Origin of the sequence: Actinophytocola sp., assembly GCF_036002505.1 — a bacterium.
Lineage (GTDB): Bacteria > Actinomycetota > Actinomycetes > Mycobacteriales > Pseudonocardiaceae > DASYTH01.
On the sequence record NZ_DASYTH010000223.1, the window covers coordinates 42,416 to 67,326 of the forward strand.

Here is a 24,911-nt window from a genome sequence, read left to right on the forward strand (position 1 = left end):
GGGTGTGCTTCCCGGTGGACCTAACGCATCAGCATACGAACCGTTCGGGCGCCCAGCGCACGAACACGCGGGGGTCTGGGGGTCGCCCCCCAGAAGATACGACGGACAACCTGGTCCGCGCCGTCTGCGGACACACGTCCGCTGAGGACGTGGGGCCGGGGGGAGTCGAACCCCCACTGGCTGGAACCTAAATCCAGTGCCTCTGCCTGTTGGGCTACGGCCCCTCGTTGTGTTGCGCGTGCAGCCTAGCCAGGTGGTTGTGTCATCATGCAGGCATGGAGGTGCCCCGGCCGCTGCGGGCGGCGGTGGACTGGTTCGAGGCGCGGGGTGTCTACGTGCCGGGTGAGGATAACCGGATGCTCTCGCTGTGGCGGGACTTCGGCTGGTTGATCATCGCTTGGCTGTTCACGGTGAGCGTGTTCGTGATCTTCTTCGCGTTGGCGGCGTGAGGCCTTAGTTGGGCTGAAGAGGCTCGTTCGTTCACTCCAGGTGCCCTTACGGTCACAGCTCGGCTACAGGTACGACTCAACGGGTCAACATGGGCACCTGAACGGGCGCCAAACGTTCATCGTGGAGAGGCAACACATCACGCTCCCCGTCGGAAAGAAGCCACTACGTGAACCTGCTCAGGCTCACGGGCGCCTGCTGCACATTGATTCTTGCAGCCGCCTGTGCCGCGGGGCCCTACTCCGACGCCGCTCCGGACCCCCAGCGACTCAGCGGGAGCCAGACCACCAGCAGCTCGGCGCGCGGCGGCGAGACGAGCGCCCGCCCTGGAGGCCGGCACACGCTGGCCGGCGAGCTGGCGGTCACGGTGTCGGCGCCGAAGGCGTTCACCCCTACCGAGACCGCCTCACCGCACACGCCGCGCGCGGTGGCGTTCGAGTTGACCATCGACAACGAGGGGTCGGACGTCTACCGGCCTGCGCAGCTGGCGGTCACCGCGACGAGCAACGGTGTGGCCGCGCTCCAGGTGATCGACTCGACCCAGGGGTACACCGGCATCGTCGGCGCCGACGATCTGCCGCCGGGCGAGCACCTGCGGGTGGCGGTGGCGTTCGCGATCCCCAAGGAGCCGGCCGAGGTCACGCTGCGGATCCAGCCCAACGCGGCCGACGGCGGCGGGTCCACCCTGTTCCAAGGCACCGTGTAGGTGTGTCGGGACGGCACGCTAGCGTCCGTCCCATGAGTGAGCAGAAGCGGCTGGCCGAGGGAGACGCGGCGCCGGAGTTCAGCCTTCCCGACAGCACCGGCGAGCAGGTGTCGCTGTCCGACTTCCGTGGCCGCACGGTCCTCGTCTACTTCTACCCCGCCGCCGGCACGCCCGGCTGCACCAAGCAGGCCTGCGACTTCCGGGACAACCTGGCCGGGCTGAACGACGCCGGCTTCGACGTCATCGGGATCTCGCCGGACAAGCCGGCCAAGCTCGCCAAGTTCGTCGCCGACGAGAAGCTCACCTTCCCGCTGCTGTCCGACGAGGGCCGCGCCGTGCTCACCGAGTGGGGGGCCTACGGCGAGAAGCAGAGCTACGGCCGCACGATCACCGGGGTGATCCGCTCGACGTTCGTGGTCGGGCCGGACGGCAAGATCGCCAAGGCGCTGTACAACGTCAAGGCGACCGGCCACGTGGCCAAGCTGCGCAAGGACCTGGGCATCTAGCTCCCGCTCAGCGGCACACCCGTTTCGAAACCCACCCGCTGTGGCCTATGGTCGGCTCAGGCCGGCAATGGTTAGTAAACCTGCCTAATCATTGTCGGCTCGCGGACCCTGCCACAGAGGAGTGGGTATGAAGCGAGGGCGATCGCTCGTGCTGTTCGGGCTCACCGCACTGGCCGCTGGCCTCACGCAGGCCGCGCCCGCCACCGCCGGCGGGGTGTCCCCCGCCGCGGCCACCCGCTACGAGGCGGAGAGCGGCACCTGCCAGGGGACCATCGACGCCAATCACACCGGGTTCTCCGGCACCGGGTTCTGCAACCTCACCAACGCCACCGGTAGCTTCGCCGAGCTCACGGTGAACGCGGCCGGCGCCGGCAACGCCACGGTGGCCATCCGGTACGCCAACGGCACGACCACCGACCGGCCGATGGACCTCGCGGTGAACGGCACGACCCACGCCACGGCGGTGTCCTACGCCAGCACCGGCACCTGGGACGACTGGCAGTCCAGGACGTTCACGGTTCCGGTCAACGCCGGCACGAACCTGGTGCGGTTCACCTCCACCACGGCGAACGGCGGACCCAACATCGACTTCATCGACGTCGACTCGGCCGCCGCGTTCACCGACCTGCAGGCCGAGGACGCGACGATCACCCAAGGCGTGGTGGAGTCCAACCACACCGGCTTCACCGGGACCGGCTTCGTCAACTACGACAACGTCACCGGCAGCGCTGTCGAGTTCGCCAACGTCAGCGCCGCCGCGGCCGGCCCGGCCAGCCTGACGTTCCGGTTCGCCAACGGCACTACGACCGACCGGCCGATGCGGATCACCGTCAACGGCACCGACATCGCCGCGGCGCAGAGTTTCCCCGGCACCGGGAACTGGGACACCTGGCAGGAGATCGCGCTCAACGCGACGTTGCGGGCCGGCACCAACACGGTTCGGACCACCGCGACCACCGCGAACGGCGGGCCCAACCTCGACCGGCTCCGGGTCGGCGCTCCCGCGGACACCATCCGGCCGACCGCGCCCGGCCAACCGTCCTGCTCCGACGTCGGCTTCGACGCGCTGACGCTGGACTTCCCCGGCTCGACCGACAACGTCGGCGTGGTGGCCTACGACGTCTTCAACCTCGGTCAGAAGATCTTCGAGGCGCCCAACCCGCCGGGGCCGCCGGTCCGGGTCACCGGCCTGTCCCCGAACACCCGCTACCAGATCTCGGTGTTTGCCCGCGACGCCGCCGGCCTCGAGTCGGACACCAGCCCCGAGGTGGTCTGCACCACCACCGCCGATCCGGGTGACCCGACGCCGCCGACCACCCCCGGCGCACCGACCGTGACCAACGTCGGACAGACCAGCGCGACGCTCACGTGGGCGGCGTCCACCGACAACCGCGGCGTCGTCCGCTACGACATCCGGCTGGAGAGCAACAACTCGGTGCTCGACTCGGTGACCGGCAACCCGCCGCCCGCCACACGGAACACCACGGTGCTCGCCTGCGGCACGACGTACACGATCCACATCGTGGCCAAGGACGCCGCCGGCAACACGTCCGCGAAGAGCACCCCGCCGGTCACGTTCAGCACGGCCGCCTGCGGTGGTGGCAACAACCCGGGCACACCGGCCGCGGTGAGCACCGGCTGGTCCATCCCGTGGGACCTGTCCTGGTCGCCCGACGGCACATTCGCCCTGGTGACCGAGCGCGACACGTTCCAGGTCTTCAAGATCAACAAGAACGGCAGCGGCAAGACGATGGTCGGCACCGTGCCGAACAGCCAGACCACCGACGGCGAGGGCGGTCTGATGGGCGTGGCGTTCTCCCTGACCTGGAACGGCACATCCGACCAGGACGTGTTCTTCATGCACACCTCCTCGGAGGGCAACCGGGTGGCGAAGATGACCTTCAACGGCACCGCGCTGTCCGGCTACACCTCGATCCTCACCGGCATCCGCAAGAGCCGCTTCCACAACGGCGGGCGGATCCGGTTCGGCCCGGACGGCTTCCTCTACGTGGCCACCGGCGACTCCCAGCAGAGCAACCTCGCCCAGGACCCGAACTCGCTCAACGGCAAGATCCTCCGGATCACCAAGACCGGCGCCGCCGCATCCGGCAACCCGTTCGGCACCAGGGTCTGGACCCTCGGCCACCGCAACATCCAGGGCCTGGCCTGGGACGCGCAGAACCGTCTCTGGGAGTCCGAGCTCGGCAACTCCGCCTTCGACGAACTGAACCTGATCGTGGCCGGCCGCAACTACGGATGGCCGACCTGCGAAGGCACCTGCAACGTCTCCGGCATGACCAACCCCAAACGCACCTGGACCCCGGCCGAAGCCTCCCCCAGCGGCCTCGCCTTCGCCAACGGCGCCCTCTTCATGGCCGCCCTCCGCGGCCAGCGGCTCTGGCGGATCGTCCTCAACGGCGAGAACGTCTCCTCGGTGACCCAGCACTTCAACGGCACCTTCGGCCGGCTCCGGCTGGTGGTCAAGGTGCCGGGCGAGAACGCCATCTGGTTCGGCACCACGAACGCCGACAACAACGGCAGCGGCGGCCCCGGCTCCGATCGGATTCTCCGCTCCAACCTCACATAACATGAATTACCCTCAGTGCCGGGAGGGTGATGTATAGTGAACAGCGAGGGCGACAGAGACCCGGCCACCTCTTTACGAAACGAACTTTCCGGATCTGTCCGCGGAAATAGCGTAACACTTGACCGCCTGTCAAACGTCGCTGAGTAGTCTGGTAGGAATTCGCCAGCAGTCATTCGATCATGAAGGGTGATGGCATGCGGCGGATTCGGAGAGCGACGGTTGCGCTCATAGCCACCATCACGTTGTTGCTACTCCTCGGCTACTCGGCAAGTGCTTCCCAACATTGGGCTGGCTGTCCGGAGGCTTCTCAGTCGCAGTTCGATGACGGCTCGCCATAAGTCTGTTGGAGGCGATCCAATTTCGCTGGATCTCGTAGGCGGCCAGTGGCGCAGGGCCAGGTGGCACGTGCCGGCTCGACACCGTGCCACCTGGCCTGCGGAAGGTTGCGCAGGCGATTCGCGACACGATGTTCACACAATGTGACACATGACGAGTGAGCTGTGGTGGGACGACGACGGCGTCACCTACATCACTCGACGCTTCGAGCGCTACCCCGGAGCAAGGGGGCATCGAGCCCGCTTGGACGCTCGACCCGGCGGTCGACCCGCATCGGATAGTCCGCGAGCCTGACCCGAGAAGCTGGTCGGCCACACGCGGATCATCGGGTACTCGTCAAGTGCCGGGGTTCGTTCTTACCGTGATCGTTGATCCGGAGGACAACTCCGGGGTCACCGCATGGAAGACCCGCGGAGCGGACCTGCGCGACTACCTCGAAGGTAAGGAGGCACCGCTATGAACGATCCCGCCGCGGCCACTCGCCGAGCGCGGCATGCCGCCATCCGAGCCGAGGTCGCAGACGAGGAAACCGAGGCCGCCGAGAACGCGGCGGCGCTTGATGTGTCGCTCCATCTTCGGATCAGTCAGTCTCTTGATACCGAACTACGCAAGCGTGCCGCCGCAGAACATATCCCCACCTCCGCGTTGGTCCGTCGGCTGCTCACGCAAGCCGTCCATCAGCGTGACACTGGCGCGCTCACGGCCGCAGAGGTCGAGGAGATCGCGCGGCGGGTTGCCCGTGAAGAGCTTCAACGTGGATAGTCCAATCGTATGCGGTCCGAGCACCGTTGGGTGACGATGTTCGGACGTCAAGATCGTGAGCGGAGAGGAAGCCAACCAGGGGTTCTAACCGGGCAGAGGGTCCAGCCCGAGTTCGGTGACGAAGAAGGTTAGTTCTTCGTGTTCACGGTCGCGCATCTGTTGGGGTGTCATGCGGGTGTTGTGGCCGCAGTCGCGAATTCGGAGCAGGATCGGGTGGGGTGCGGAGGTGGCGTGCTGGAGTCGGGCGGCCAGCTTCATGCCGTGCCAGGAGGGGCAGAAGGGATCTCGGAGGGCGCAATCGAGGAGGACCGCGGGGTAGGCGACGCCGTCCTGGACCCGGTGGTAGGGCGAGTAGCGGTGGAGCGCCGCGGCGTCCCGAGGGCGGTCGGGGTCGCCCAGGTCGGGGCGGATGATCGCGGTCATGGTGTCGCCGTCCTGGCGGCAGCGGAGCAGGTCGGCGATCGGGAGCATGGGGACGGCGGCGCGGAACAGGTCGGGGCGTTGGGTGATCGCGGCGAGGGCGGGCAGGGAACCGGCGGAGGTGCCGAAGATGCCCAGGCGGTCGGATGCGGTGAGACCGTGCGCGATGAGGTCTTCGGCGATCGTGTGGACGTCGTCGAAGGTGGTTTGCTTGGTGGACAGGCGGGCGGCGTGCCACCAGCGGGGGCCGAACTCGCCACCGCCGCGGGGGTGGGCGTGGACGTAGACGCCGCCGAGTTGTACCCAGGCGGCGGGGAGCGTGAACAGGTACGCCGGTGGCCAGGGGTTGGCGAGGGCTCCGTAAGCGCTCATCACCGTGGGCTGGGGCACTTCCAGGTCCACGTCCGCGCGGGCGAGGACGAGGTAGGGGATGGAGGTTCCGTCCTGGCTGTGGGCGGTGCGGTGGTGGACCACGACATCACCGGCGACGACCCTCGGCGGGGTGAGCTCCGCCAGCGAGCCGGTGGCCAGGTCAAAGCGGTACGCGGCGGGTGAGCGGGTCAACGAGGAGAACACGAACGTGCACTCCTCGGGTCCGGGTGCGACCAGGCTGCCGCGTTCCGGGCCCGGCCAGGCCAGCCCGTCGCCGGGGAGCGGGATCTCGCCGGGAGAACCGCCGTCCGGGTCGAGGAGGAGCAGCCGGAACGCGCCGGCGACGTGCTTGCCGATCACCAGCCGGTTTCCCACCGGAATGGCGTTGAGAAGCACGGCGCCGTCGGAGGGCGGCAGCAACTCGGTCCAGCGGGTCCGGTCGGTGGGTGCGTCCAGCGGGATGGACACCACCCGGCCGTTGGGGTGGAGGTCGGTGGCGACCGCGACGAAACGATCTTTTATCACGTTTCCCTTGTAGCTGCCGCGGACACCGCTGAGGAACGGCCGCCAGGGCTCACCCGCGGCGAGGTGCCGGATGAACAGCGGCCGCTGGTCGACGCCGTAGACCAGCGCGTGACCGCTCTCCGGCGACATGACCACCCGCCAGGCCGGTGCGGCGCACTCCAGCTCCTGCCGCTGCGCCGGATTCGAGTCCAGGCGGCGCAGGTAGACACCGGGCGCCGAGGTCGCGGACTCGGGGACCACGTAGTAAAACCCGGTGCCGTCGGGCAACCAGGTCACGGTGCCGACTCCGTCATGGGGAAGCCCGTCGAGCAGGACCCGGCCCGTGTCCACGTCGATGACCCGCACCTGGACCGGCTCACCGCGCTCGGACACGCCGTAGGCCAGCGCCCGCCCGTCCCGGGTCGGCTCCCAGAACAGCAGCGCCGTCAGGGCATCCGCGTCGGTGCCCCGGTCGATGGCGTTCAGGTCCACGATCCGGTGACCGGGCCCGGTAGGCGTGTCGGCCACCTCCACCGCGGCCAGGCGAGCGTCGTCCGGCACCAGCTGGCGAAACCACCGGTCCCCGTGGCGCTCCGGGGCCCATTGCCACAACGCGTTGGCATACAGGCGATCCACCGTGTCACGGCAGCGTTGCCATTCCGGTGCGGCACGCAGGTATCCGGTGGTGAACCGGTTCTGTGCCGACCGCCACGCGGCGACCTCGGGGGTGTCACCCTCCAACCACTGGTATGGATCCTTGAAGTCGATTCCACCGATCGAGTTGGGCTCGGGGCGCACGGCGGTGGCCGGGTAGCTCGGAATGCCGGTCACGAAAGCCATCCTCCCTACACTGGCGACGGCGGCCGGTGGACGGATGCGGTCCACCGGCCGCCGCTTTCGGAGTCAGTGGCTCGTCTCCCGACGAACCGGCTGAATCACAGGCAGTTCGGACCGTGCAGCGCCGAGATCGACGTCAGGACGGCCGACGGAGCGAAGGACGCCTGCTCCTCAGCCGGCTCCTCCAGCTCCTGTAGCTCGAGAATGAACTCCACGAAAGGTCACCTCCTTTCCACCGATCGCACTCACCGGGCCACGGCGGGGCGCCGCGGTGGCCCGGAGACCCAAGGACCCAGCAGCGGCAGGGCGGGAACCGAGCCGGCGCGCACCGCGTGGGCAGCGAGCAGGACACCGGCCGTGCCCGTGGCCAGATCCATGGACAGGCGCAGGCACTGATCGCCGGGGAATACCGGCCGTCCCCGGTGCCGGACCGCGTGCCAGGACAGGCGGCTCAGGTGCGCCCTCGCCGCGCCCAGCAACCGTTGGTCACCGGTGCGCTCGTGCTCGACCGCCAGCGCCGCCATGAGCCCGGCGCGGCCGGTGAACAGACCGGGAAAGAGCACGAACTCGGTGTCGCACGCGGCCAGCAGCCGGCGCTGCACGGCGGACAGCTCCTCGTCCGGGCTGACCTGCAGATACTGGCCGAGTGCCACGGTGATGCCCGCGCTGCCGACCGCCAGGTACGGCATCAGCCGCTCCTGCTCGAGCACCTGCAGCGAGTTCCGCCCGCCGTCCCGGCAGTAGTCGAGATCCCGGCGCAGCGCCGTGACCGCCAGCTCGAGAAGGGCGTGATCGCCGGTGTCCCCGTGCAAGCGGAGGAACAGCAGCGCGGCACCGGAGAAGCCGTACATCAGGCCGGCGGCCCGCGGACGGTCCGGAGTGGACTCACCGTCCCGCACGAGCTGGCCGAGCCGCTCGGCGATGCGCAACGCGTGCTCGCGCAGCGCCGGATGCGCGCCGTCCCGGGCGAAGTCCAGCAGGTTCAACCCGGCGCCGGCCAACCCGCCGAACAAGCCGATGCCGCGCACCTCGATATCGAGCGCACGATCCAGGACGTTCAGCGCCTCCTCGTGCCGTCCCAGGAGATCGAGAACCTGGGCGACGCCGGGTAACCCTTGGTACAGCCCGGCAGACGGCTGCCGCGCGCGCCGGGCCGCGCGGACCAACCAGTCCACGTGCTCCGGCCGTGGCGAGTGGCCGGTGGCCGCGAGGGCGTACAGCACGCCGGCCGCGCCGTAGGCCAGTCCCAGGCCGCCGTAGCGGAACTGGTAGACGTCGCCGGGAAACAGCCGATCATCCCGGTTGGGGGTGGCGCTGGCGACGATGGCCTCCGCCACGGCCGGCAGCTCGTCCGTCCACTCGGGACAAGCCGGGTCCGGCGTGGTGGGTGGGCGGCCGAGGCACAGGTCGTCACGCAGGTGCCGGGCGAACGACTCGGGTACGGCGAACCGGTCCCGGATGATCCGTACGAACAGGTCCACCTTCCCCGGGTCGCGCGCGTGCACGGTCGGGGCGAACGTCAGGAACAGCCACAGCCGCACGCAGGCCAGCGCGTACCGGTCGATGTCGAAGCCGGAGCAGCCCTCCGGTGCGGCGAAGCCCGGCGCGCCGAGGCCCAGCCGGCGATTCTCGGTGACCGGGAAGGCCAACTCGAAGTCCACGAACGCCACCCGGCCGTCCGGGCGCACGATGATGTTGCCGGGATGGCAGTCACCGAAGACGACGCCCCGCTCGTGCATGGCGGCCAACGCGGCGGCCACCTTGCCGGAGATCTCCAACGCCCAGGCGACGTAGCCGGCGCCGTCCCGCTCGTCCAGTCCGAGCTCGGGGTAGCGCTCGCTGAGACAGGTGCGCAGCCCCTCGCCCTCGAGATATTCCTCGACCAGGAAATGGTGCTCCCAGCAGGTGAAGTAGTCCAACGGGGCCGGCACGACGTCCACATCGGACAATTGGCGGAGGGTGCGGTGCTCCCGGGCCAACCGGGCGACCGCGTCGTCGCCGTTCGCGTCGAGTCCGGCTCCGGGGCGTGCCTCCTTGAGGACCACCCGGCCACCGGTGCGGGTGTCCACCGCCAGGTACACCCCACCCCCGTTGGAGAAGTGCAGCGGGTGCTCGATCCGGTAAGGGAACTCCGGTGGCCGTTCCCGGTTGGCCGCGGTGACCCGCTCGGCCAGGAAACCGGGAACCGGCGCCCAGGCGGGCTTGTAGCCGCCGGGCCGGCGCACGTCGGGGACCAGCCGGCCGTCCGGAGCCGCCACGGCCAGAACCCGATCGCCGGTCTCGTCCAGGCAGTATCGCCCGGTGAAAGCGCCGTACCGGAGGTAGACCGGGCCGTCGCGCCAGCGCACGTCGCTGAGGATGTAGGGGCCGGGTTGCCCGACCAGCGCGTGGCCGAGGTCGGCGGTCGTGCGCTCCAACGCCTCGTCCCCGATCGGGTAGATCGTGCAGAACTTGCCGCTGGACGCGCGATCCGCGTACTTGGAGTTCAGCAGCAGCACGACGTCACGGCTGCGCAGGAACTTGAAGGCGATCTCGTGTTGAACGCAGAACTCCCATACCACGTTCAACACGTCGCCGGCCGTGTCCGGACCGGCCGAGACGTGCACCTTCCAACCCTGCTCGGGCAGGTGGACACCCGGCGGATGGTGCACGATCCACAGCCCTTCCACGAACCGCGTCCAGCCGGCGGGCAGCACCGCGGAACAATGTGGAAATCTACTTTCCGTGTCGTCGCGGCGATCCAAGGACTCGTAGAAATCCTGATCCGCAAGACAATGCAGCAGGTAAAAAGCCCGCACGTCCACGTAATTCACCCTCTCCCCGACACACGGTGAGGAGAACTGCTCGGCCTCCTATTGGGAGGACAGAACAACGACCGTAGTTCGCCAATCCCACGCCGTCAACCATGGTTGCGCAATCAACTCGGCTAACCGAGTGTTGGAAACTTACGCCAGGGCCCGAAGGTACGGGAGGAGAAGGCGCAAAGCCTGGCCGCGGTGGGAAAGTACGTCTTTCTCGACGGGGTTGAGTTCGGCCGACGTGACGGTGTGTCCGTCCGGTACGAAGATGGGGTCGTAGCCGAAACCGTTGGTGCCGCGGGGTTTGCGGGCGAGGATGCCGGGCCACGTAGCGGTGACGACGGTTTCCTCACCGGCGGGAGTAGCCAGGGCGGCGGCGCAGACAAAAGCCGCACCACGGCGGTTGTCGGGGAGGTCGGTGATTTGGGCCAGAACCAGGTCAAGATTGGCTTTGTCGTCACCGTGGGTGCCTGACCAGCGGGCGGAGAGTACGCCCGGCATGCCGTGGAGAGCGTCGACGGAGAGGCCGGAGTCGTCGGCTACGGCTGGGAGGCCGGTGGCTTGGGCGGCGTCGCGGGCTTTCGCTCGTGCGTTTTCCTCGAAGGTGGCGCCAACCTCTGGTGCCTCAGGGAAGTCGGGGACATCGGAGAGGCCGATGATGTCGATGCCGGTAACGTTTTCGGTGGCGAGGATGCGGCGGAGTTCGTCGAGTTTTTTAGGGTTGCGGGTGGCGAGGAGGATGCGGGTCATGCTTTGGCCTGGGGGAGGTCGCCGGGGTAGGGCTTGGCCAGGGCTTCGGTTTGGAGGAGGTTGATCTGGGCGCAGCCGGCCAGGGCCAGGTCGAGCATTTTGTCGAGAGTGGAGCGGGTGAAGGTGGCGCCTTCGCCGGTGCCCTGGACCTCGATGATGGTGCCGGCGTCGGTGGCGACGACGTTCATGTCGACTTCGGCGCGGGCGTCTTCTTCGTAGGGGAGGTCGAGGCGGATGCGGCCGTCGACGACGCCGACGCTGATGGCGGCTACGGCGCAGGACAGGGGTTGGGGGTCGGTGAGGCGGTTGGCGGCGGCCAGGTAGGTGATGGCGTCGGCCAGGGCTACGTAGCCGCCGGTGATGGCGGCGGTGCGGGTGCCGCCGTCGGCTTGGAGCACGTCGCAGTCGATCATGATGGTGTTCTCGCCGAGGGCGGCGAGGTCGATGCAGGCGCGGAGGGAGCGGCCGATGAGCCTGCTGATCTCGTGGGTGCGGCCGCCGATCTTGCCTCGGACGGACTCCCGGTCGGTCCTGGTGTTGGTGGCCGACGGCAGCATTGCGTATTCGGCGGTGACCCAGCCCAGGCCGGAGCCCATGCGCCAGCGGGGGACGCCGTCCGACACGCTGGCGGCGCAGAGGACGCGGGTGCGGCCGAACTCCACCAGGACGGAGCCGGCGGGCCAGTCCTGGAAGCCGCGGGTGATCTTGATGTCGCGGAGCTGGTCGTCGTTTCTGCCGTCGTTGCGAGCCACGTGGCCACCTTATGCGGCGCGGGGTCGCGCACATCACAGGGCCTGATTTCAACGGGCGTTGACATCGGTGCGGTAGCCGGCGGAGCATTGATCACATGGGGAAATGGTTGAGGTGGCTGGGGGTCGGGGCGGGGTTGGTGCTCGCCGTGGTGCTGCTGCGCGACCGGCTGCCCTCCCCCGCCGGCGTCTCGGCGTCGCTGCGCCAGGCCGACACCGGCTGGCTGCTGCTGGCCGCGGGCGCCGAGCTGATCTCCATGGGGATGTTCGCCCGGCAGCAACGCCGGCTGCTGACCGCGTTCGGCGTGCGGATGCCCCGGCACCGGGCGATCGCGCTGGCCTACAGCCGGTCGGCGATCGCGATCAGCGTGCCGGCGGGGTCGGCGGTCTCGGCCGCGTACGCGTTCCGGCAGTTCCGCACGGACGGGGCCAGCCGTGCGGTGGCCACGACCGTCATGGTGCTCTCCGGCCTGCTCTCGATGGCCGCGCTGGCGCTGCTGTACGTCACCGGCGCGGCGGCGGCCGGCGCGGTCCGGCTGGCCGCAGTGTGGCGGGAGCACCCGGCGCTGGTCGACGGCGTGGTGGCGCTGACCGTGGCCGTAGTGCTGATGATCATGCTTCTGGCCTGGCCGCGGCCGCGCACCTTTGCCGAGCCCCGGCCGCATACCGTGCGCCACCCCGAGCTGGTGCGGTGGCTCCGCCCGGTCGCGGACGCCGTGCGCAGTTCGCGCGACGTCGCCGGGCGGCACTGGGTGCTGGCGATGGGCGCGGCGACGGCCAACTGGTTGACCGACCTGCTCTGCCTCTTCGCGGCCGTCCGGGCGTTTCACCTCCCGGTCGGGCCGGTCGAGCTCGGCGCGGTCTACCTGACCGTGCAGATCGTCCGGCAGATTCCGCTGACCCCGGGCGGCATCGGCGTGATCGAGGTGAGCCTGCTGGCCGGTCTGGTCTCCGCCGGCGCGGCCGAGGCGCCGGCCACCGCGGCGATCCTGGTCTACCGGCTGTTCTCCTGCTGGCTGATCCTGCCGATGGGCCTGCTCGGGGCGCTGGTGCTGCGGCACTCGAACCGGATCAGATCCGGTAGCTCGCACCCTGCCGAACCAGCACCGTCTCTCCTTGAAACTCCGCCCGGGCCTCGGCCAGTATCGCGTCCTTATCAGTCCACGGCGGCACATGTGTGACCAGGAGCAGGCCCACGCCGGCCCGCTTGGCCAGCACGCCGGCGTCGGTGCCGGAGAGGTGCAGATCCGCCGGCCGGTCGGGGGCGTGCGTCCAGGATGCCTCGGACAGCAGCACGTCCGCGCCCCGGGCGAGATCGGCCAGCCGGTCGACCATGCCGGTGTCCCCGGTGTAAACCAGCGACCGGCCGCCGTGCGTGATCCGGAAGCTGTACGACTCGCACGGATGTGCCGCCGGAACGGCGGAAATCTCGAACGGTCCGATGTGAACGGTTCCGGCCGCGAGCGGGTGGAAGGCGTACACATCGGACAGGTCGGTGGCCGCCCGGTCCGCCTCGTCCGGGCTGTAGGCCGCGGCGAACCGGCTGGGCGCCTCCCCCGGCGCGTACACCGGCAGCCGGAGCTCCCGCGGGTTCCGGGTCGGCGCGGGGTGGTAGCGGCGGATCACGGTCAGGTCGGCGAAGTCCCCGCAGTGGTCCGGATGCAGGTGGGAGAACAGCAGCGCGTCGAGCGCGAACGGGTCGCGGACGGCCTGTAACTCGGCGAGCGTGCCGGTGCCGAGCTCGATGCCGAGCAGGAAGCCGTCGGCCTCCAGCAGGTAGCCCGACGACGGTGCCTTCGGTCCTGGGGCGCTCCCGGAGCAGCCGAGCACGGTGAGCAACACGCTGCACAGCCTTACATATGGGTCAACGGAGCCGCGGCGCCGAGGTCCGGGCCGAGGAAACGGCGAGCGAGGCGGTTGAACAGGTCCAACGGGCCGGTGGCGGTCAGCTCGTGTCCAATCGGACCGTCCATACTCGCGTCATTGAATAAATCAAGCTCGGTGAGCACGCGGACGACGTCCTTCGCGGTCTCCTCGGCGCTGGACACCAGGGTGACCGCCGGGCCCATGACGATCTGGAGCACGCCGGTGAGCAGCGGGTAGTGCGTGCAGCCCAGCACCACGGTGTCCACATCGGCCTGCTGCAACGGCTCGAGATACGCCTGGGCGAGCCCGAGGACCTGGCGGCCCGAGGTGACACCGCGCTCGACGAAGTCCACGAACCGCGGGCAGGCCACGGCGGTGACCTCGACGTCCCGGGCCGCGGCGAACGCGTCCTGGTAGGCGCCGGACCGGATGGTGCCGGCGGTGCCGATCACGCCGACCCGGCCGCGGGTGACCGCGACCGCGCGGCGTACGGCCGGGATCACCACCTCGACGACCGGGATGTCGTAGCGCTCGCGGGCGTCCCGCAGGCACGCCGCGGAGGCCGTGTTGCACGCCATGACAAGGAGTTTGACCCCGCCGGCCACCAGCTCGTCGGCGATGGTCAGCGCGTGCCGGCGCACCTCGGCGATCGGCAGCGGGCCGTAGGGGCCGTTGGCCGTGTCGCCGACGTAGCGCAGCCGCTCGCCGGGCAGCTGGTCGGCGATCGCCCGGGCGACGGTCAGCCCGCCGACCCCGGAGTCGAACACGCCGATCGGCGCGCCGGGACCCGGTCTCACCCGAGGATGTCGCCGGCGGGCGCCGGCTTGCTCGCTGCCCGCCGCCCGGCCATGGCCACGAACCAGGCGGCCAGCACGCCGGCCGCGGCGCCGAACAGGTGACCCTGCCAGGACACGCCGGGGTTGCCCGGCAGCACGCCGAGCAGCATGCCGCCCCAGTACAGGAACAGCACCACGGCCACGCCGAGCTGCAGCAGGCTCCGGGTGAAGATGCCGCGCACCAGCAGGAACGCCAGCCACCCGAACGCCACGCCGGACGCGCCGACGGTCAGGCCGCCGCCGGTGAGCCAGACGCCGATGCCGCTGATCACCCAGATCGTCGCGGTCACCGAAATCCACTGGCCGAGGCCGCCGGCCATCGCCAGGAAGCCGAGGACCAGCACCGGCAGCGTGTTGGCCAGCAGGTGGCCCCAGGTGCCGTGCAGCAGCGGCGCCCACACGATGCCGTCCAGCCCGGACAGCCGCCGCGGCACGATGCCGAACCGCTCGAGGTTGGCCGGCAGGATCCGGTCGATGAGCTCGATCAGGTAGAGCAGCACGGTGAGGCCGGCGACCACGATGGCCGCCTGCCCCGGGTTGGGCGGCAGGACGCGGTTGACCGGTCGCTCGGCCGGTTTGGCAGGCAAGGTGTCCACGTGTTCGAGACTACGGCGTCACGCGGGCCCGAATCATCGGGAAAGTCCCCGATGTTTGAGCTCCGGGCGGCGCCGGGGTAGCAGCAGCGCGAGCAGCATGGTGAGCACGATCGCGCCGAACGCCCAAGCGGCGGCCGGCTGCGCGGCGTGGGTGAAGTTGGCCGCCTGGGCCCGGGCCGCGGCGCGCACGTAGGCCTGACCGACCGGATCGGCGGACCCGCCGCTCGGGCAGCCGGGCGGGGACACCGTCGGATCCTTGGCGCCCGCCCGGGTGACGTAGCAGCGGGTGAACTGCGCGACCCCGCCGTCGACGGCCTGCCGGGGCTGGCCGGCGGCGACCAGGTCCCGGCGCAGGTCGGCGGTGACCGAGTCGCTGGCCGCGGCGGCGTTCGAGCCGAGCGCGCCGAACAGGGCGACACCGACGATCGCGATGCCGAACGCGTTGCCGATCCGCTGGGAGGTGTTCACCATGCCGGCCGCCGAACCGGATTCCTTGGGCGGCACGGATTCCAGCGCGATGTCGACGTTCGGCGCGATGGTGAAGCCGTTGCCCAGGCCGACCAGGAACAGCGCCGGCAGCAGCGCCACACCCGAGGTCGACGGGCCGGCCAGGTGCACCGTGATCATCACGCCGACGGTGCCCAGCGCGGCCAGCGTCGAGCCGAGCAGCAGCACCCGCGGGCCCAGCCGGGCGTGGGCCACGTCGGAGAGCCCGCCGCCGATCATGGAGCCGGTGGCGAACGCCATCAGGATCAGGCCCGCGGCCAGCGCCGAGCGGCCCAGGCCGAGCTGCAGGTACAGGGTCAGGGCGAAGAGCACGCCGATGAACCCGGTGAAGTAGGTCAGCCCGATCGCGGTGCCGACCGCGAGCCCGCGGTCGCGGAACAGGCGCAGGTCGAACAGCACGGCCCGGCCGGTGCGCAGGCGGCGCAGCTCCCACCACACGAACAGCGCGCCCACCGGCACCGACGCCGCGAAGCTGAGCCAGGTCCAGAGCGGCCAGCCGGCGTCCCGGCCCTGGATGAGCGGCACGGTGACCAGCAGCAGCGCGGCCGCGGCCAGGGCGACGGCGACCAGGTCGAGCGCGCCGCCGCGGCCCCGGGTGGCCGGCAGCAGGCGTGCCGCGACGATCATCGCGACGATCCCGATCGGCACGTTGAGCAGGAAGATCGGGCGCCAGACCAGGCCGGCGATGTCGGCGTTGACCAGCACGCCGCCGAGCAGCGGGCCGGCGGCGACGGAGACCCCGGCGACGATGCCGTACGCCGCATAGGCCTTGCCGCGTTCGCGTGGTGGGAAGGCGATCTGCAGCACCGCGAGGATCTGCGGGTTGAGCAGGCCGGCCAGCAGGCCCTGGGCGACCCGCGCGGCGATCAGCTCGCCGGGGTTGCGGGCCAGGCCGCACAGCGCCGAGGTGGCCACGAAGCCGAACATGCCGATCAGGAACAGCCGGCGGTAACCGAACCGGTCGCCCAGCCGGCCGCCGGGGATCAGGGTCAGCCCGAACGTCAGCGCGTACCCGCTGACCACCCATTCGATGGCGTCGTAGCTGGCGCCCAGGCCGAGCTGGATGGACGGGATGGCGACGCTGACGATGGTGGCGTCGAGCAGGATCATCGCGGCGCCGGCGAGCACCACGGCGAGCGAGACCCAGCGGCGGGGGTCGGCCTCGACCTGGTCGGGCGCGGTGGTCGCGGACTCGGTCATGACCGACCCCCGCCCGAGGTCACTTCGGCGGCTTCTTGGCCCGGTTGCTGGCCATGATCTCCGGGAGCCGGGCCAGCAGCTCGTCGTGCCAGGCGATCTCGGCCTCGAGCCGGAGCACGGTATGCCGGAAGCCCATCCGTTCGAGCTCGTCGAGGTAGGGGTCGGCCTGTTCCTGGAGGTGCTGCCACTCGGTCACCTGCGCCGCGTAGGCCCGGCGGCGGTCGGTCAGGAAGTCCCGGACCGCGTCGTCGGACACGTTCTCCAGGTAGTTCAGCGCAAGATCGACCGGATCGCTGGGCAACTTGGTGGATCTGAGCGCTTCGTCCCGATGTGTCCCCAGCTCCGCCCGGCCGGCCGGGGTGATCTCGTAGATGGTGCGCGCCGGGAGCCGGCCCTCCTGCTCGGTCTTGATCGGGGCGATCAGACCCTCGCCGGCCATCCGGTGCAGGGCGCCGTAGAGCGAGCCCGGCTTGATGTCCGTCCACAGCTCGGTGCGGTCGACCTGGGCGGCGCGGCGGATCTGATGGCCGTGCATGGGTCCGAAGCGAGCCAGGGAGCCCAGGACGAACAACCGGGTGCTGTTCATGCGAGTAGTCAAGCACGAGCACTCCTTGGTCTGGCTGGTCGCTTGGCCGTGCGCGACTAGTCAAACACGAGTACTCAGGCGCGAGCAAGCACCTGATTGAGCTGGACGAGGGAGCGCTCCATGTGCCTGGCCACGTCCTTGGTCCCGAAGAGCTTCATGACCAGGCCTTTCACCGCGCTGGCCGGTTCCTGGCGGCTGGTCAGGCGGACCGTGGTGGCCTCGCCGGCGGGCTCGAGCTCGATGCGGAACTCGGTGGACGCGGCGAACTTCGGCGCCGGCTTGCCGTCGAGCCGCTCGGCGAGGTGGCGCCAGGCCAGCAGGCGGTTCGGCTCGAACTGCGTGATCTCCTGGTCGACCTCGGCGTGCCTGCTCCCCCACCGGCCGTGCTGGGTGCGCAGCTGGCCGACGCCGTCCCCGGAGCGCACCTCGACGCGCTCGGCGAAGGTGAACCACTCGGGCGCGCGGCCGGCCTCGGACACCACCGCCCACACGCTCGACACCGGGGCCTCGACCCGCCGCTCCCGGACGATCTCGATCACGTGACCTCCTGTTATCCTTTAGACGGGATGAACAGTTCAGAATCTGAACGTTTCGAGATACTGTACCGCCGGATCTGGGGCGCGCTCAACCGGCCCGACGATCCGGAGCTGAGCCAGCACGAGCGGCAGGTGCTGCACCACGTGACACCGGCCGGCGGCGTCGCGCTGACCTGGCTCGCCGGCCACCTCGGCCTGCCCAAAAGCACCACGTCGGTGCTGGTGAAGTCGTTGGCGGCGCGGGGTTTCGTGGAGCGCTCCCGCGACCCCGAGGACGAGCGCCGGCTGGCGATCCGGCTCACCGAGAGGGGCCGCGCGGTCGTCGAGCAGGACACCGTGCTCCGGCCCGACGCGCTCGCCGCGGCGATGCGGAAGCTCGACGCGCACACCCGGAAGGGCTTGCTGGAAGGCCTCGAGCGGCTGGCCGAAGCGGCCGAGGGGCTCCCGCGAGTCCCCGGTTCCAGCACCTGAGTTCCTGGTTCGAGCACGTGAGTTCCCAATTCGGAAGCGGGAACTCGGGTGCCTGAAACGGGAACTCGGGTGCCTGAAACGGGGACTCGCGTGCCTGAAACGGGGACTCGCGGGGTCAGGCCCAGAGGTGGCCGTCGAGGCGGGCGGCGGCCTCGTCGATGGTGCCGCTGTAGGCGCCCGTGGACAGGTACTTCCAGCCGGCGTCGGCGACGATGAAGACGACGTCGGCGCGTTCGCCGGCGCCGGCGGCTTTCTCGGCGACGGCGAGGGCGGCGTGCAGGATGGCGCCCGTCGAGATGCCGGCGAAGATGCCTTCGGTTTCGAGGAGTTGGCGGGTGCGGCGGAGGGCGTCGTAGGAGCCGACCGAGTAGCGGCCGGTGAGCACGGTCTCGTCGTAGAGCTCGGGGACGAAACCCTCGTCGAGGTTGCGCAGGCCGTAGACGAGCTCGCCGTAGCGGGGTTCGGCGGCGATGATCTGCACGTCGGGCTTGTGGTCACGGAAGAAGCGGCCGACGCCGACCAGGGTGCCGGTGGTGCCGAGGCCGGCCACGAAGTGGGTGACCGTGGGCAGGTCGCGGAGGATCTCCGGACCGGTGCCGGTGTAGTGCGCGTTGACGTTGGCCGGGTTGCCGTACTGGTAGAGCATGACCCAGTCGGGGTTGGCCTCGGCCAGCTCCTTGGCCCGGCGCACGGCTTCGTTGGAACCGCCGGCCGCGGGCGAGAACACGATCCGGGCGCCGTAGGCCTGCAGCAGGGAGCGGCGCTCTTCGGAGGTGTTCTCCGGCATCACGCAGACCAGCCCGTAGCCCTTGAGCTTGGCGGCCATGGCCAGGGAGATGCCGGTGTTGCCGGACGTCGGCTCCAGGATCGTGGCGCCGTGCACCAGCCGGCCGTCCTTCTCCGCGGCCTCGATCATGGCCAGCGCCGGGCGGTCCTTGATCGAGCCGGTGGGGTTGCGGTCCTCGAGCTTGGCCCACAGCCTCACGTCCGGCGCGGGCGCGAGCCGGGGCAGCCCGATCAGCGGGGTGTCCCCCAGCGCGTCGAGCAGCGAGTCGTAGCGGGCCACGGAGCGGGTCAGCCTCCGGCACGGCGGGCAGATGCCTCCACAGACGTGGACGACATCGCTGGTGCCAACTCAGCCCCCCCGGCAACGGCGGGCAAGATCGTCACGGTGTCGCCGTCGGACACCTTGGCCTCCAGGCCGCCGGCGAACCGCACGTCCTCGTCGTTGACGTAGACGTTGACGAACCGGTGCAGCGTGCCCTCCTTGACCAGGCGCGCCTTGAGCCCGCCGTGGTTGGCCTCCAGGTCGTCGATCACCTCGGCCAGGGTGGTCCCGCTGGCCGCGACCGACTTTTCGCCCCCGGTGTGGGTGCGCAGGATGGTCGGGATGGAGACGGTGACGGCCATGTACTCAAACCTCCGTTGAGACTTCGGGATCGATGATGTCGACGGGTTCCGAGGTGATCACACCGTCGACGATCGTGTAGGAGCGCAGCTCGTGCTCGTCCGGGTCCCGGGTGGACACCAGCACGTAGTGGGGACTGGGCAGCAGTTGGGCGAACTCGCCGGCCTTGCGGACGTCGGTGACCGAGGGGTACGCGGGCGTGGCCGTGTGCGAGTGGTAGATCACGACCACCTCCTCGTCGTTCGCCGACAGCTCGCGGTGCACCTTGAGCCACTCGGTCGGATCGAACTCGAAGTACGTCGGCGAGCGCGCCGCGTTCAGCATCGGGATGAAACGCTCCACACGCCCGGATCCTTCCGGCCCGGCGAGGATGCCGCACGCTTCGTCCGGGTGGTCGCGCCGGGCGTGCTCGACCATCGCCTCGACCAGATCACGGCGTAGTTGCACGGCCCCATCCTATGGGGTGGATGCGTCCGTCCCACGCCGTGAGACGTCCTGGTAGGCGGGGAGGTCCGGCAGCGAGGTGGCGGCCAGCACGCCGTTCACGATCGCGGCCGCGAACACGTCGGCGGCGGCGGTGCACAGGGTGTTCAGGGCGACCGGGCGGAGGTCCTCGGGCAGCGGGCGGGCGCCGGTGGCGACGGCGAAGATCGTGTCGCCGTCGAACATGGTGTGGGAGGGGCGGATCGTGCGGGCCAGGCCGTCGTGCGCGGACATGGCGAGGCGCTTGCATTCCGCCTTGGAGAGCGCGGCGTCCACGGCGACCACGCCGATGGTGGTGTTCAGGTCCGTCGGCTGCGCGGGACCCGTGGCCCACGGCTCGCCGGTGTCCGGGTTCACCGCCTCGCCCAGGGCGTTCACCGCGGCGAGGGCTCCGATGGTGAAGCCGTCGACGGTCGTGCTGGCCGTGCCGACGCCGCCCTTGAGTGAACCGACCTTTGCTCCGGTGCCGGCGCCGACGGTGCCCTGCGGCACCGGGCCGGAAGTGGCGTTTTCGCAGGCCTGGTAACCGAATTCGGCGTCCGGGCGATTGCCCCAGGCGCTGCGCGGGAGGTCGAAGAGGACGGCGGCGGGCACGATCGGGACCACCTCGTGCGGCTCGGCACCGACCCGGAACCCTTGGTGGCGCTCGGAAAGCCAGCGCATCACGCCGTCCGCGGCGGCCAGGCCATAGGCACTGCCGCCGGACAGGCACACCGCGTCCACGCGCTGCACCAGGTTCTCCGGGAGCAGCAGGTCGGTCTCCCGGGTGCCCGGCGCGCCACCCCGGCCGTCGACGGAACCCGTTGCGCCATCAGGGAAAAGCACCACGGTGGTGCCGGTCGCCCAGCCGTCGCCGAGCCGCTGGTAGTGCCCGACCCGAACCCCCGGCACATCGGTTATCACAGGTCGTCGCCCGCGATGGCGTGCACAAGGCTTTCCTGCATCCAGGTCAGCCAGTGGTACACGCCGAGGTGCGGGGCGCGCGGATCGTCCTCGGGCAGTTCCTCGGGCATGTCCTCGGTGACGTCGAGCGCGGTGCCCAGCGCCAGGCGGACGTCGTTCAGGGCGGAGAGCCAGCTCTCGGCCTGCTCCAGCGACAACCGGACCCGGCCGCCGTTCTCCGGGCAGGTGCGGAGCACCAGGGCGGCCACCCCGCTCTTCTGGTCCAGCAGCTCCGGCTCGTGCAGGGAACGCAGCGCCGCCGCCGAGTCGAGCTCCTTGGCACTGGCATCGTCGCCGAGCCGGTGGAAGTCGGGCAGCAGCCGGGACAGGATCGGGTCCTCCGGCGCGGTGCTGGCCCCGGTGCGGATGCCGGTCAGCTCGGCCAGCTCGTCCTGCGGCGCCTCGGCCGCGCGGGCCCGCAGGATGTCCTCGATCTGCGCGACCAGCCCGCGCAGCACGGCCGACTCGTGCCGGTCCATGTCCCCGAGGATCGTGTTCCCCTTACGCCGCCAGGGGTTCATGAAACCCGCCGCCTCGCAAGCTCGGTGGCGGCGACCCCCGCCGCCTCGTCCCTCGGCACCGGGGCAGTGTTCATTGATTCGCTCGCAAGCTCGCTCATGGGTGCTGCATGGTCGCCCAGAGGCCCGCGGCGTGCAGCTTCGCCACGTCGCCCTCCACCTTCTCCTTGGAGCCGGAGGAGACGATCGCCTTGCCTTTGTGGTGCACGTCGAGCATCAGCTCGGTGGCCTTGTCCCGGCTGTAGCCGAACAGCTTCTGGAACACGTAGGTCACGTACGACATCAGGTTGACGGGATCGTTCCAGACGACCGTCTGCCACGGCTTGTCCTCGACCCCGACGGCCTCCGTGGCCGGGTCGACCTGCGTCTGTTGATGGCCGACAGGCGTGGTCATGCCTCCAGTTTGGCATGTTTAGGCTCGCTGCATGACACCCGGCACCAGCACCGCACTGCTGACCGACCACTACGAGTTGACCATGCTTTCAGCGGCGCTGGCCGACGGCACCGCGGACCGGGACTGCGTGTTCGAGGTGTTCGCCCGGCGGCTCCCGGACGGCCGGCGCTACGGCGTGGTCGGCGGCACCGCGCGGGTGCTGGACGCCATCCAGCGCTTCACCTTCGGCGGGGATGAACTGCTCCAACTCGCCGAACGCAAGATCGTCGACCGGGCCACGCTGGACTGGCTGGCGAGCTACCGGTTCACCGGCGACGTGGACGGCTACCCGGAGGGCGAGCTGTACTTCCCCGGCTCGCCGCTGTTCACCGTGCGCGGCACGTTCGCGCAGGCGGTGGTCCTGGAGACGCTGGTGCTGTCGATCCTCAACCACGACAGCGCGATCGTCTCGGCGGGCGCGCGGATGGTCAGCGCCGCGAACGGCCGGCCGATCATCGAGATGGGCGGGCGGCGCACCCACGAGCAGTCCGCGGTCGCCTCCGCGCGGGCGGCCTACCTGGCGGGGTTTGCCAGCACGTCGAACCTGGAGGCGGGCCGGACCTACGGCATCCCGACCACCGGCACCTGTGCGCACGCGTTCACGCTGCTGCACGACAGCGAGCACGCCGCGTTCGCCGCGCAGGTCAAGGCGCTCGGCGTGGGGACGACGCTGCTGGTCGACACCTACGACATCACCGCGGGGATCGAGACCGCGGTCGAGGTGGCCGGGACGGGGCTCGGCGCGATCCGGATCGACTCCGGCGACGTCGGGGTGCTGGCCCGCCAGGCCCGCGAGCAGCTCGACAAGCTGGGCGCGCGGAACACCAAGATCGTGGTGTCCGGCGACCTGGACGAGTACGCGATCGCGGCGCTGCGGGCCGAGCCGGTGGACTCCTACGGGGTGGGCACGTCGCTGGTCACCGGCTCCGGCGCGCCGACCGCGGGCATGGTCTACAAGCTGGTCGAGGTGGACGGCCGCCCGGTGGCGAAACGCAGCTCGCACAAGGAGTCCCGGGGTGGGCGGAAGTCGGCGCTGCGCCGGCACAAGCCGACCGGGACGGCGCTGGAGGAGGTCGTCCACCCCGTGGGTGCGGAGCCGGAGCGGGGTGAGCACGACCGGGTGCTGCCGGTGCCGCTGATGCGTCACGGTGAGGTGGTGGCCGAGGTGCCCACGCTCGAGGAGAGTAGGCAGCGGGTACGGCAGGGTCTGGTCAGCCTGCCCTGGGAGGGGCTGAAACTGTCCCACGGCGAGCCGGCGATTCCCGTGCTGTTTGCCGACTAGGAGGTCGCGATGGCGAACGCGTTGATCGTGGTGGATGTGCAGAACGACTTCTGCGAGGGCGGATCGCTGCCGGTGACCGGTGGGGCGGCGGTGGCCGCGGCGATCACCGCGCACATCGCCGCCGGGGGCTACGACCACGTGGTGGCCACCCGCGACTACCACATCGACCCGGGCGCGCATTTCAGCGAGAGCCCGGACTTCGTGACGTCGTGGCCGGTGCACTGCGTGGCCGGCACGCCGGGCGCCTCGTTCCATCCGGAGCTGGACGTGGCCGGCATCGAGGCGGTGTTCTCCAAGGGCGCGCACGCGGCGGCGTACTCGGGCTTCGAGGGCGCCGCGCCGGACGGGCGGACGCTGGCCGGCTGGCTGCGGGCGCACGAGGTGGACACGGTGGACGTGGTCGGCATCGCCACCGATCACTGCGTGCGGGCCACCGCGCTGGACGCGGCCCGGGAGGGGTTCGCGACCACCGTCCTGGTGGGCCTCACGGCCGGTGTCGCACCGTCCACTGTGGACGCCGCACTGGCGGAGCTGCGGTCAGCCGGCGTGACGGTCCAGGCCAGTAGCCCTTGACCTCGGTGTGTTGGCCCGACACGTCGTTGTGTTGGCTACTCACGTCGTTGAGTTGGCCGTGAACGCGCAGCGCGGTGGCCGGTCACGGCCACCACCGCCGGATCAGCCGATTGCGGTCAAGGGCGGGGCTCCACCGCGCCAGCAGCCAACACACCGACGTCAGGGGCCAACACGGCATCGCCTGCGGCCAACACAACGACGCCAGATGCCAACACACGGACCAGCCGCGGGATCACGGGGAGCTGGGTGAGCAGGACACCGAGCCGAGCACCACTTCCCCGCTGTCGATCGCCACGCCCTCCGGGAACAGCGTGACGTGCATGAGGTTCACGGTCAGGCTGCCGTCCGGCGGGTCGGGCAGGATCACCTCGTTCAGCACCACCCGGGCCAGCGGCGGCGAGCCGGACTGAGTGCTGGGGATGTCGACGGTGTAGTTGGCCGGGATGGAGCTGGGCACGGTGACGCCGGTCAGGCCGGTGATCTTGATGCTGGACTGGCTGCCGTTGTCCACGGTGCTGCAGCTGATCGAGAAGCTGGTCAGCTTGATCACCGGGCCGCCGTAGGCCTTGAGGCCGTCGAAGGTGAACTTGCGGCCGGTCACGGTGACCTTGGCGGCGCCGGTGGTGGTGTCGGTGCCGCAGGTGCTCTTGCCGGTGCCGTACGCCACGAAGCCGGTGGCCGCGACACCGTTCGTGCTGGCGCTGCTCACCCCGCCGACGGTGCAACCGGCGAGGTTGTCGATGCTGATCGGCCGGCCCTGGACCAGGCCGTGCGTCCAGCCGACCGAGCCGCTGCCGGCCGGTGGATCCGCGGCGGCGGGCGTGGCGGCGAGCGTGAGGGTGGCCAGGGCGACGAGGCCTGCTGCGATCGTCTTCATGCCCTGAGCATCGGACGGGGCGC

At 70.3% G+C, this 24,911-nt stretch carries 26 protein-coding genes, 1 tRNA gene and 1 pseudogene; 9 read left to right on the forward strand and 19 right to left on the reverse strand.

Annotated elements, in window-relative coordinates; genetic code table 11:
- Window positions 1-150: 150 nt before the first annotated feature.
- Window positions 151-224: transfer RNA gene (locus VGR06_RS19710), tRNA-Leu, on the reverse strand.
- A gap of 51 nt (window positions 225-275) precedes the next feature.
- Here VGR06_RS19710 and VGR06_RS19715 point away from each other — a divergent pair.
- From VGR06_RS19715 to VGR06_RS19735, 5 genes are all read left to right on the forward strand, one after another.
- Window positions 276-449 carry a hypothetical protein gene (locus VGR06_RS19715; protein ID WP_327560570.1) on the forward strand — a complete coding sequence of 58 codons (174 nt, stop codon included), beginning with the start codon at window positions 276-278 and terminating at the stop codon, window positions 447-449.
- Between the two features lie 167 nt (window positions 450-616).
- Window positions 617-1,153, forward strand: a complete 537-nt coding sequence (locus VGR06_RS19720) for a hypothetical protein (protein ID WP_327560571.1) — start codon at window positions 617-619, stop codon at window positions 1,151-1,153.
- A 32-nt stretch (window positions 1,154-1,185) separates the two neighbouring features.
- Complete coding sequence (bcp, locus tag VGR06_RS19725; RefSeq protein WP_327560572.1) at window positions 1,186-1,659, forward strand: thioredoxin-dependent thiol peroxidase; 474 nt, start codon at window positions 1,186-1,188, stop codon at window positions 1,657-1,659.
- A 127-nt stretch (window positions 1,660-1,786) separates the two neighbouring features.
- A complete protein-coding gene (locus VGR06_RS19730) occupies window positions 1,787-4,246 on the forward strand; it encodes a PQQ-dependent sugar dehydrogenase (RefSeq protein WP_327560573.1) in 2,460 nt (819 codons plus the stop codon).
- A 792-nt stretch (window positions 4,247-5,038) separates the two neighbouring features.
- Window positions 5,039-5,344, forward strand: coding sequence for a hypothetical protein (locus VGR06_RS19735; protein ID WP_327560574.1), 306 nt, complete (start codon window positions 5,039-5,041; stop codon window positions 5,342-5,344).
- An 84-nt stretch (window positions 5,345-5,428) separates the two neighbouring features.
- Here VGR06_RS19735 and VGR06_RS19740 read toward each other — a convergent pair whose 3' ends face one another.
- From VGR06_RS19740 to rph, 5 genes are all read right to left on the reverse strand, one after another.
- A complete protein-coding gene (locus VGR06_RS19740; RefSeq protein ID WP_327560575.1) occupies window positions 5,429-7,471 on the reverse strand; it encodes a prolyl oligopeptidase family serine peptidase in 2,043 nt (680 codons plus the stop codon).
- Between the two features lie 104 nt (window positions 7,472-7,575).
- Window positions 7,576-7,692, reverse strand: coding sequence for a class III lanthipeptide (locus VGR06_RS19745; RefSeq protein WP_327560576.1), 117 nt, complete (start codon window positions 7,690-7,692; stop codon window positions 7,576-7,578).
- Window positions 7,693-7,722: 30 nt separating this feature from the next.
- Window positions 7,723-10,281 carry a class III lanthionine synthetase LanKC gene (gene lanKC / locus VGR06_RS19750; RefSeq protein WP_327560577.1) on the reverse strand — a complete coding sequence of 853 codons (2,559 nt, stop codon included), beginning with the start codon at window positions 10,279-10,281 and terminating at the stop codon, window positions 7,723-7,725.
- Between the two features lie 141 nt (window positions 10,282-10,422).
- Complete coding sequence (rdgB, locus tag VGR06_RS19755; protein WP_327560578.1) at window positions 10,423-11,025, reverse strand: RdgB/HAM1 family non-canonical purine NTP pyrophosphatase; 603 nt, start codon at window positions 11,023-11,025, stop codon at window positions 10,423-10,425.
- Window positions 11,022-11,777, reverse strand: a complete 756-nt coding sequence (rph, locus tag VGR06_RS19760) for a ribonuclease PH (protein ID WP_327560579.1) — start codon at window positions 11,775-11,777, stop codon at window positions 11,022-11,024. Before rph ends, rdgB begins: the two co-directional genes overlap by 4 nt.
- A gap of 95 nt (window positions 11,778-11,872) precedes the next feature.
- Here rph and VGR06_RS19765 point away from each other — a divergent pair, with 95 nt between their 5' ends.
- Entirely contained in the window at window positions 11,873-12,955 is a 1,083-nt protein-coding gene (locus tag VGR06_RS19765) for a YbhN family protein (RefSeq protein WP_327560580.1), read from the forward strand.
- Here the strand turns inward: VGR06_RS19765 and VGR06_RS19770 are convergent.
- From VGR06_RS19770 to VGR06_RS19795, 6 genes are all read right to left on the reverse strand, one after another.
- Complete coding sequence (locus VGR06_RS19770; RefSeq protein WP_327560581.1) at window positions 12,846-13,616, reverse strand: MBL fold metallo-hydrolase; 771 nt, start codon at window positions 13,614-13,616, stop codon at window positions 12,846-12,848. The two genes, VGR06_RS19765 and VGR06_RS19770, sit on opposite strands and share 110 nt — an antisense overlap.
- Before the next feature lie 11 nt (window positions 13,617-13,627).
- Entirely contained in the window at window positions 13,628-14,437 is an 810-nt protein-coding gene (gene murI / locus VGR06_RS19775; protein WP_327560582.1) for a glutamate racemase, read from the reverse strand.
- On the reverse strand, window positions 14,434-15,072 hold the full coding sequence (locus VGR06_RS19780) for a rhomboid family intramembrane serine protease (RefSeq protein ID WP_327560583.1): 639 nt from the start codon (window positions 15,070-15,072) through the stop codon (window positions 14,434-14,436). The genes murI and VGR06_RS19780 overlap by 4 nt, the downstream gene beginning before the upstream one ends.
- A gap of 33 nt (window positions 15,073-15,105) precedes the next feature.
- The gene (locus VGR06_RS19785) at window positions 15,106-16,779 is read right to left on the reverse strand and encodes an MFS transporter (RefSeq protein WP_327560584.1); all 1,674 of its coding nucleotides are present in this window, start codon (window positions 16,777-16,779) and stop codon (window positions 15,106-15,108) included.
- Between the two features lie 19 nt (window positions 16,780-16,798).
- Window positions 16,799-17,377, reverse strand: a complete 579-nt coding sequence (locus VGR06_RS19790; protein WP_327560585.1) for a PadR family transcriptional regulator — start codon at window positions 17,375-17,377, stop codon at window positions 16,799-16,801.
- 62 nt (window positions 17,378-17,439) lie between these two features.
- A complete protein-coding gene (locus VGR06_RS19795) occupies window positions 17,440-17,904 on the reverse strand; it encodes an SRPBCC family protein (protein WP_327560586.1) in 465 nt (154 codons plus the stop codon).
- Between the two features lie 27 nt (window positions 17,905-17,931).
- On the opposite strand from VGR06_RS19795, the gene VGR06_RS19800 reads away from it, so the two are divergent.
- Window positions 17,932-18,372 carry a MarR family winged helix-turn-helix transcriptional regulator gene (locus VGR06_RS19800; RefSeq protein WP_327560587.1) on the forward strand — a complete coding sequence of 147 codons (441 nt, stop codon included), beginning with the start codon at window positions 17,932-17,934 and terminating at the stop codon, window positions 18,370-18,372.
- A gap of 115 nt (window positions 18,373-18,487) precedes the next feature.
- On the opposite strand, the gene VGR06_RS19805 is transcribed toward VGR06_RS19800, so the two are convergent.
- From VGR06_RS19805 to clpS, 6 genes and pseudogenes are all read right to left on the reverse strand, one after another.
- Complete coding sequence (locus VGR06_RS19805) at window positions 18,488-19,438, reverse strand: cysteine synthase (RefSeq protein ID WP_327560588.1); 951 nt, start codon at window positions 19,436-19,438, stop codon at window positions 18,488-18,490.
- Between the two features lie 71 nt (window positions 19,439-19,509).
- Window positions 19,510-19,782, reverse strand: a pseudogene (locus VGR06_RS19810) (MoaD/ThiS family protein); the annotation flags it as partial.
- Window positions 19,783-19,786: 4 nt separating this feature from the next.
- Window positions 19,787-20,227: a M67 family metallopeptidase gene (locus tag VGR06_RS19815; protein WP_327560589.1), complete on the reverse strand. Its 441-nt coding sequence runs from the start codon at window positions 20,225-20,227 to the stop codon at window positions 19,787-19,789.
- Between the two features lie 9 nt (window positions 20,228-20,236).
- On the reverse strand, window positions 20,237-21,166 hold the full coding sequence (locus VGR06_RS19820) for a P1 family peptidase (RefSeq protein WP_327560590.1): 930 nt from the start codon (window positions 21,164-21,166) through the stop codon (window positions 20,237-20,239).
- Window positions 21,163-21,726: a DUF2017 domain-containing protein gene (locus tag VGR06_RS19825; RefSeq protein WP_327560591.1), complete on the reverse strand. Its 564-nt coding sequence runs from the start codon at window positions 21,724-21,726 to the stop codon at window positions 21,163-21,165. Before VGR06_RS19825 ends, VGR06_RS19820 begins: the two co-directional genes overlap by 4 nt.
- Window positions 21,727-21,820: 94 nt before the next feature.
- Window positions 21,821-22,117, reverse strand: coding sequence for an ATP-dependent Clp protease adapter ClpS (gene clpS, locus VGR06_RS19830; protein WP_327560592.1), 297 nt, complete (start codon window positions 22,115-22,117; stop codon window positions 21,821-21,823).
- Window positions 22,118-22,148: 31 nt separating this feature from the next.
- Between clpS and VGR06_RS19835 the strand changes: the two genes are divergently transcribed.
- Together VGR06_RS19835 and VGR06_RS19840 are read left to right on the forward strand one after the other, a co-directional pair.
- Entirely contained in the window at window positions 22,149-23,438 is a 1,290-nt protein-coding gene (locus VGR06_RS19835; protein ID WP_327560593.1) for a nicotinate phosphoribosyltransferase, read from the forward strand.
- Between the two features lie 9 nt (window positions 23,439-23,447).
- The gene (locus VGR06_RS19840; RefSeq protein ID WP_327560594.1) at window positions 23,448-24,011 is read left to right on the forward strand and encodes an isochorismatase family protein; all 564 of its coding nucleotides are present in this window, start codon (window positions 23,448-23,450) and stop codon (window positions 24,009-24,011) included.
- 232 nt (window positions 24,012-24,243) lie between these two features.
- Here the strand turns inward: VGR06_RS19840 and VGR06_RS19845 are convergent, their stop codons facing one another.
- The gene (locus tag VGR06_RS19845; protein WP_327560595.1) at window positions 24,244-24,888 is read right to left on the reverse strand and encodes a hypothetical protein; all 645 of its coding nucleotides are present in this window, start codon (window positions 24,886-24,888) and stop codon (window positions 24,244-24,246) included.
- Window positions 24,889-24,911: the final 23 nt, after the last annotated feature.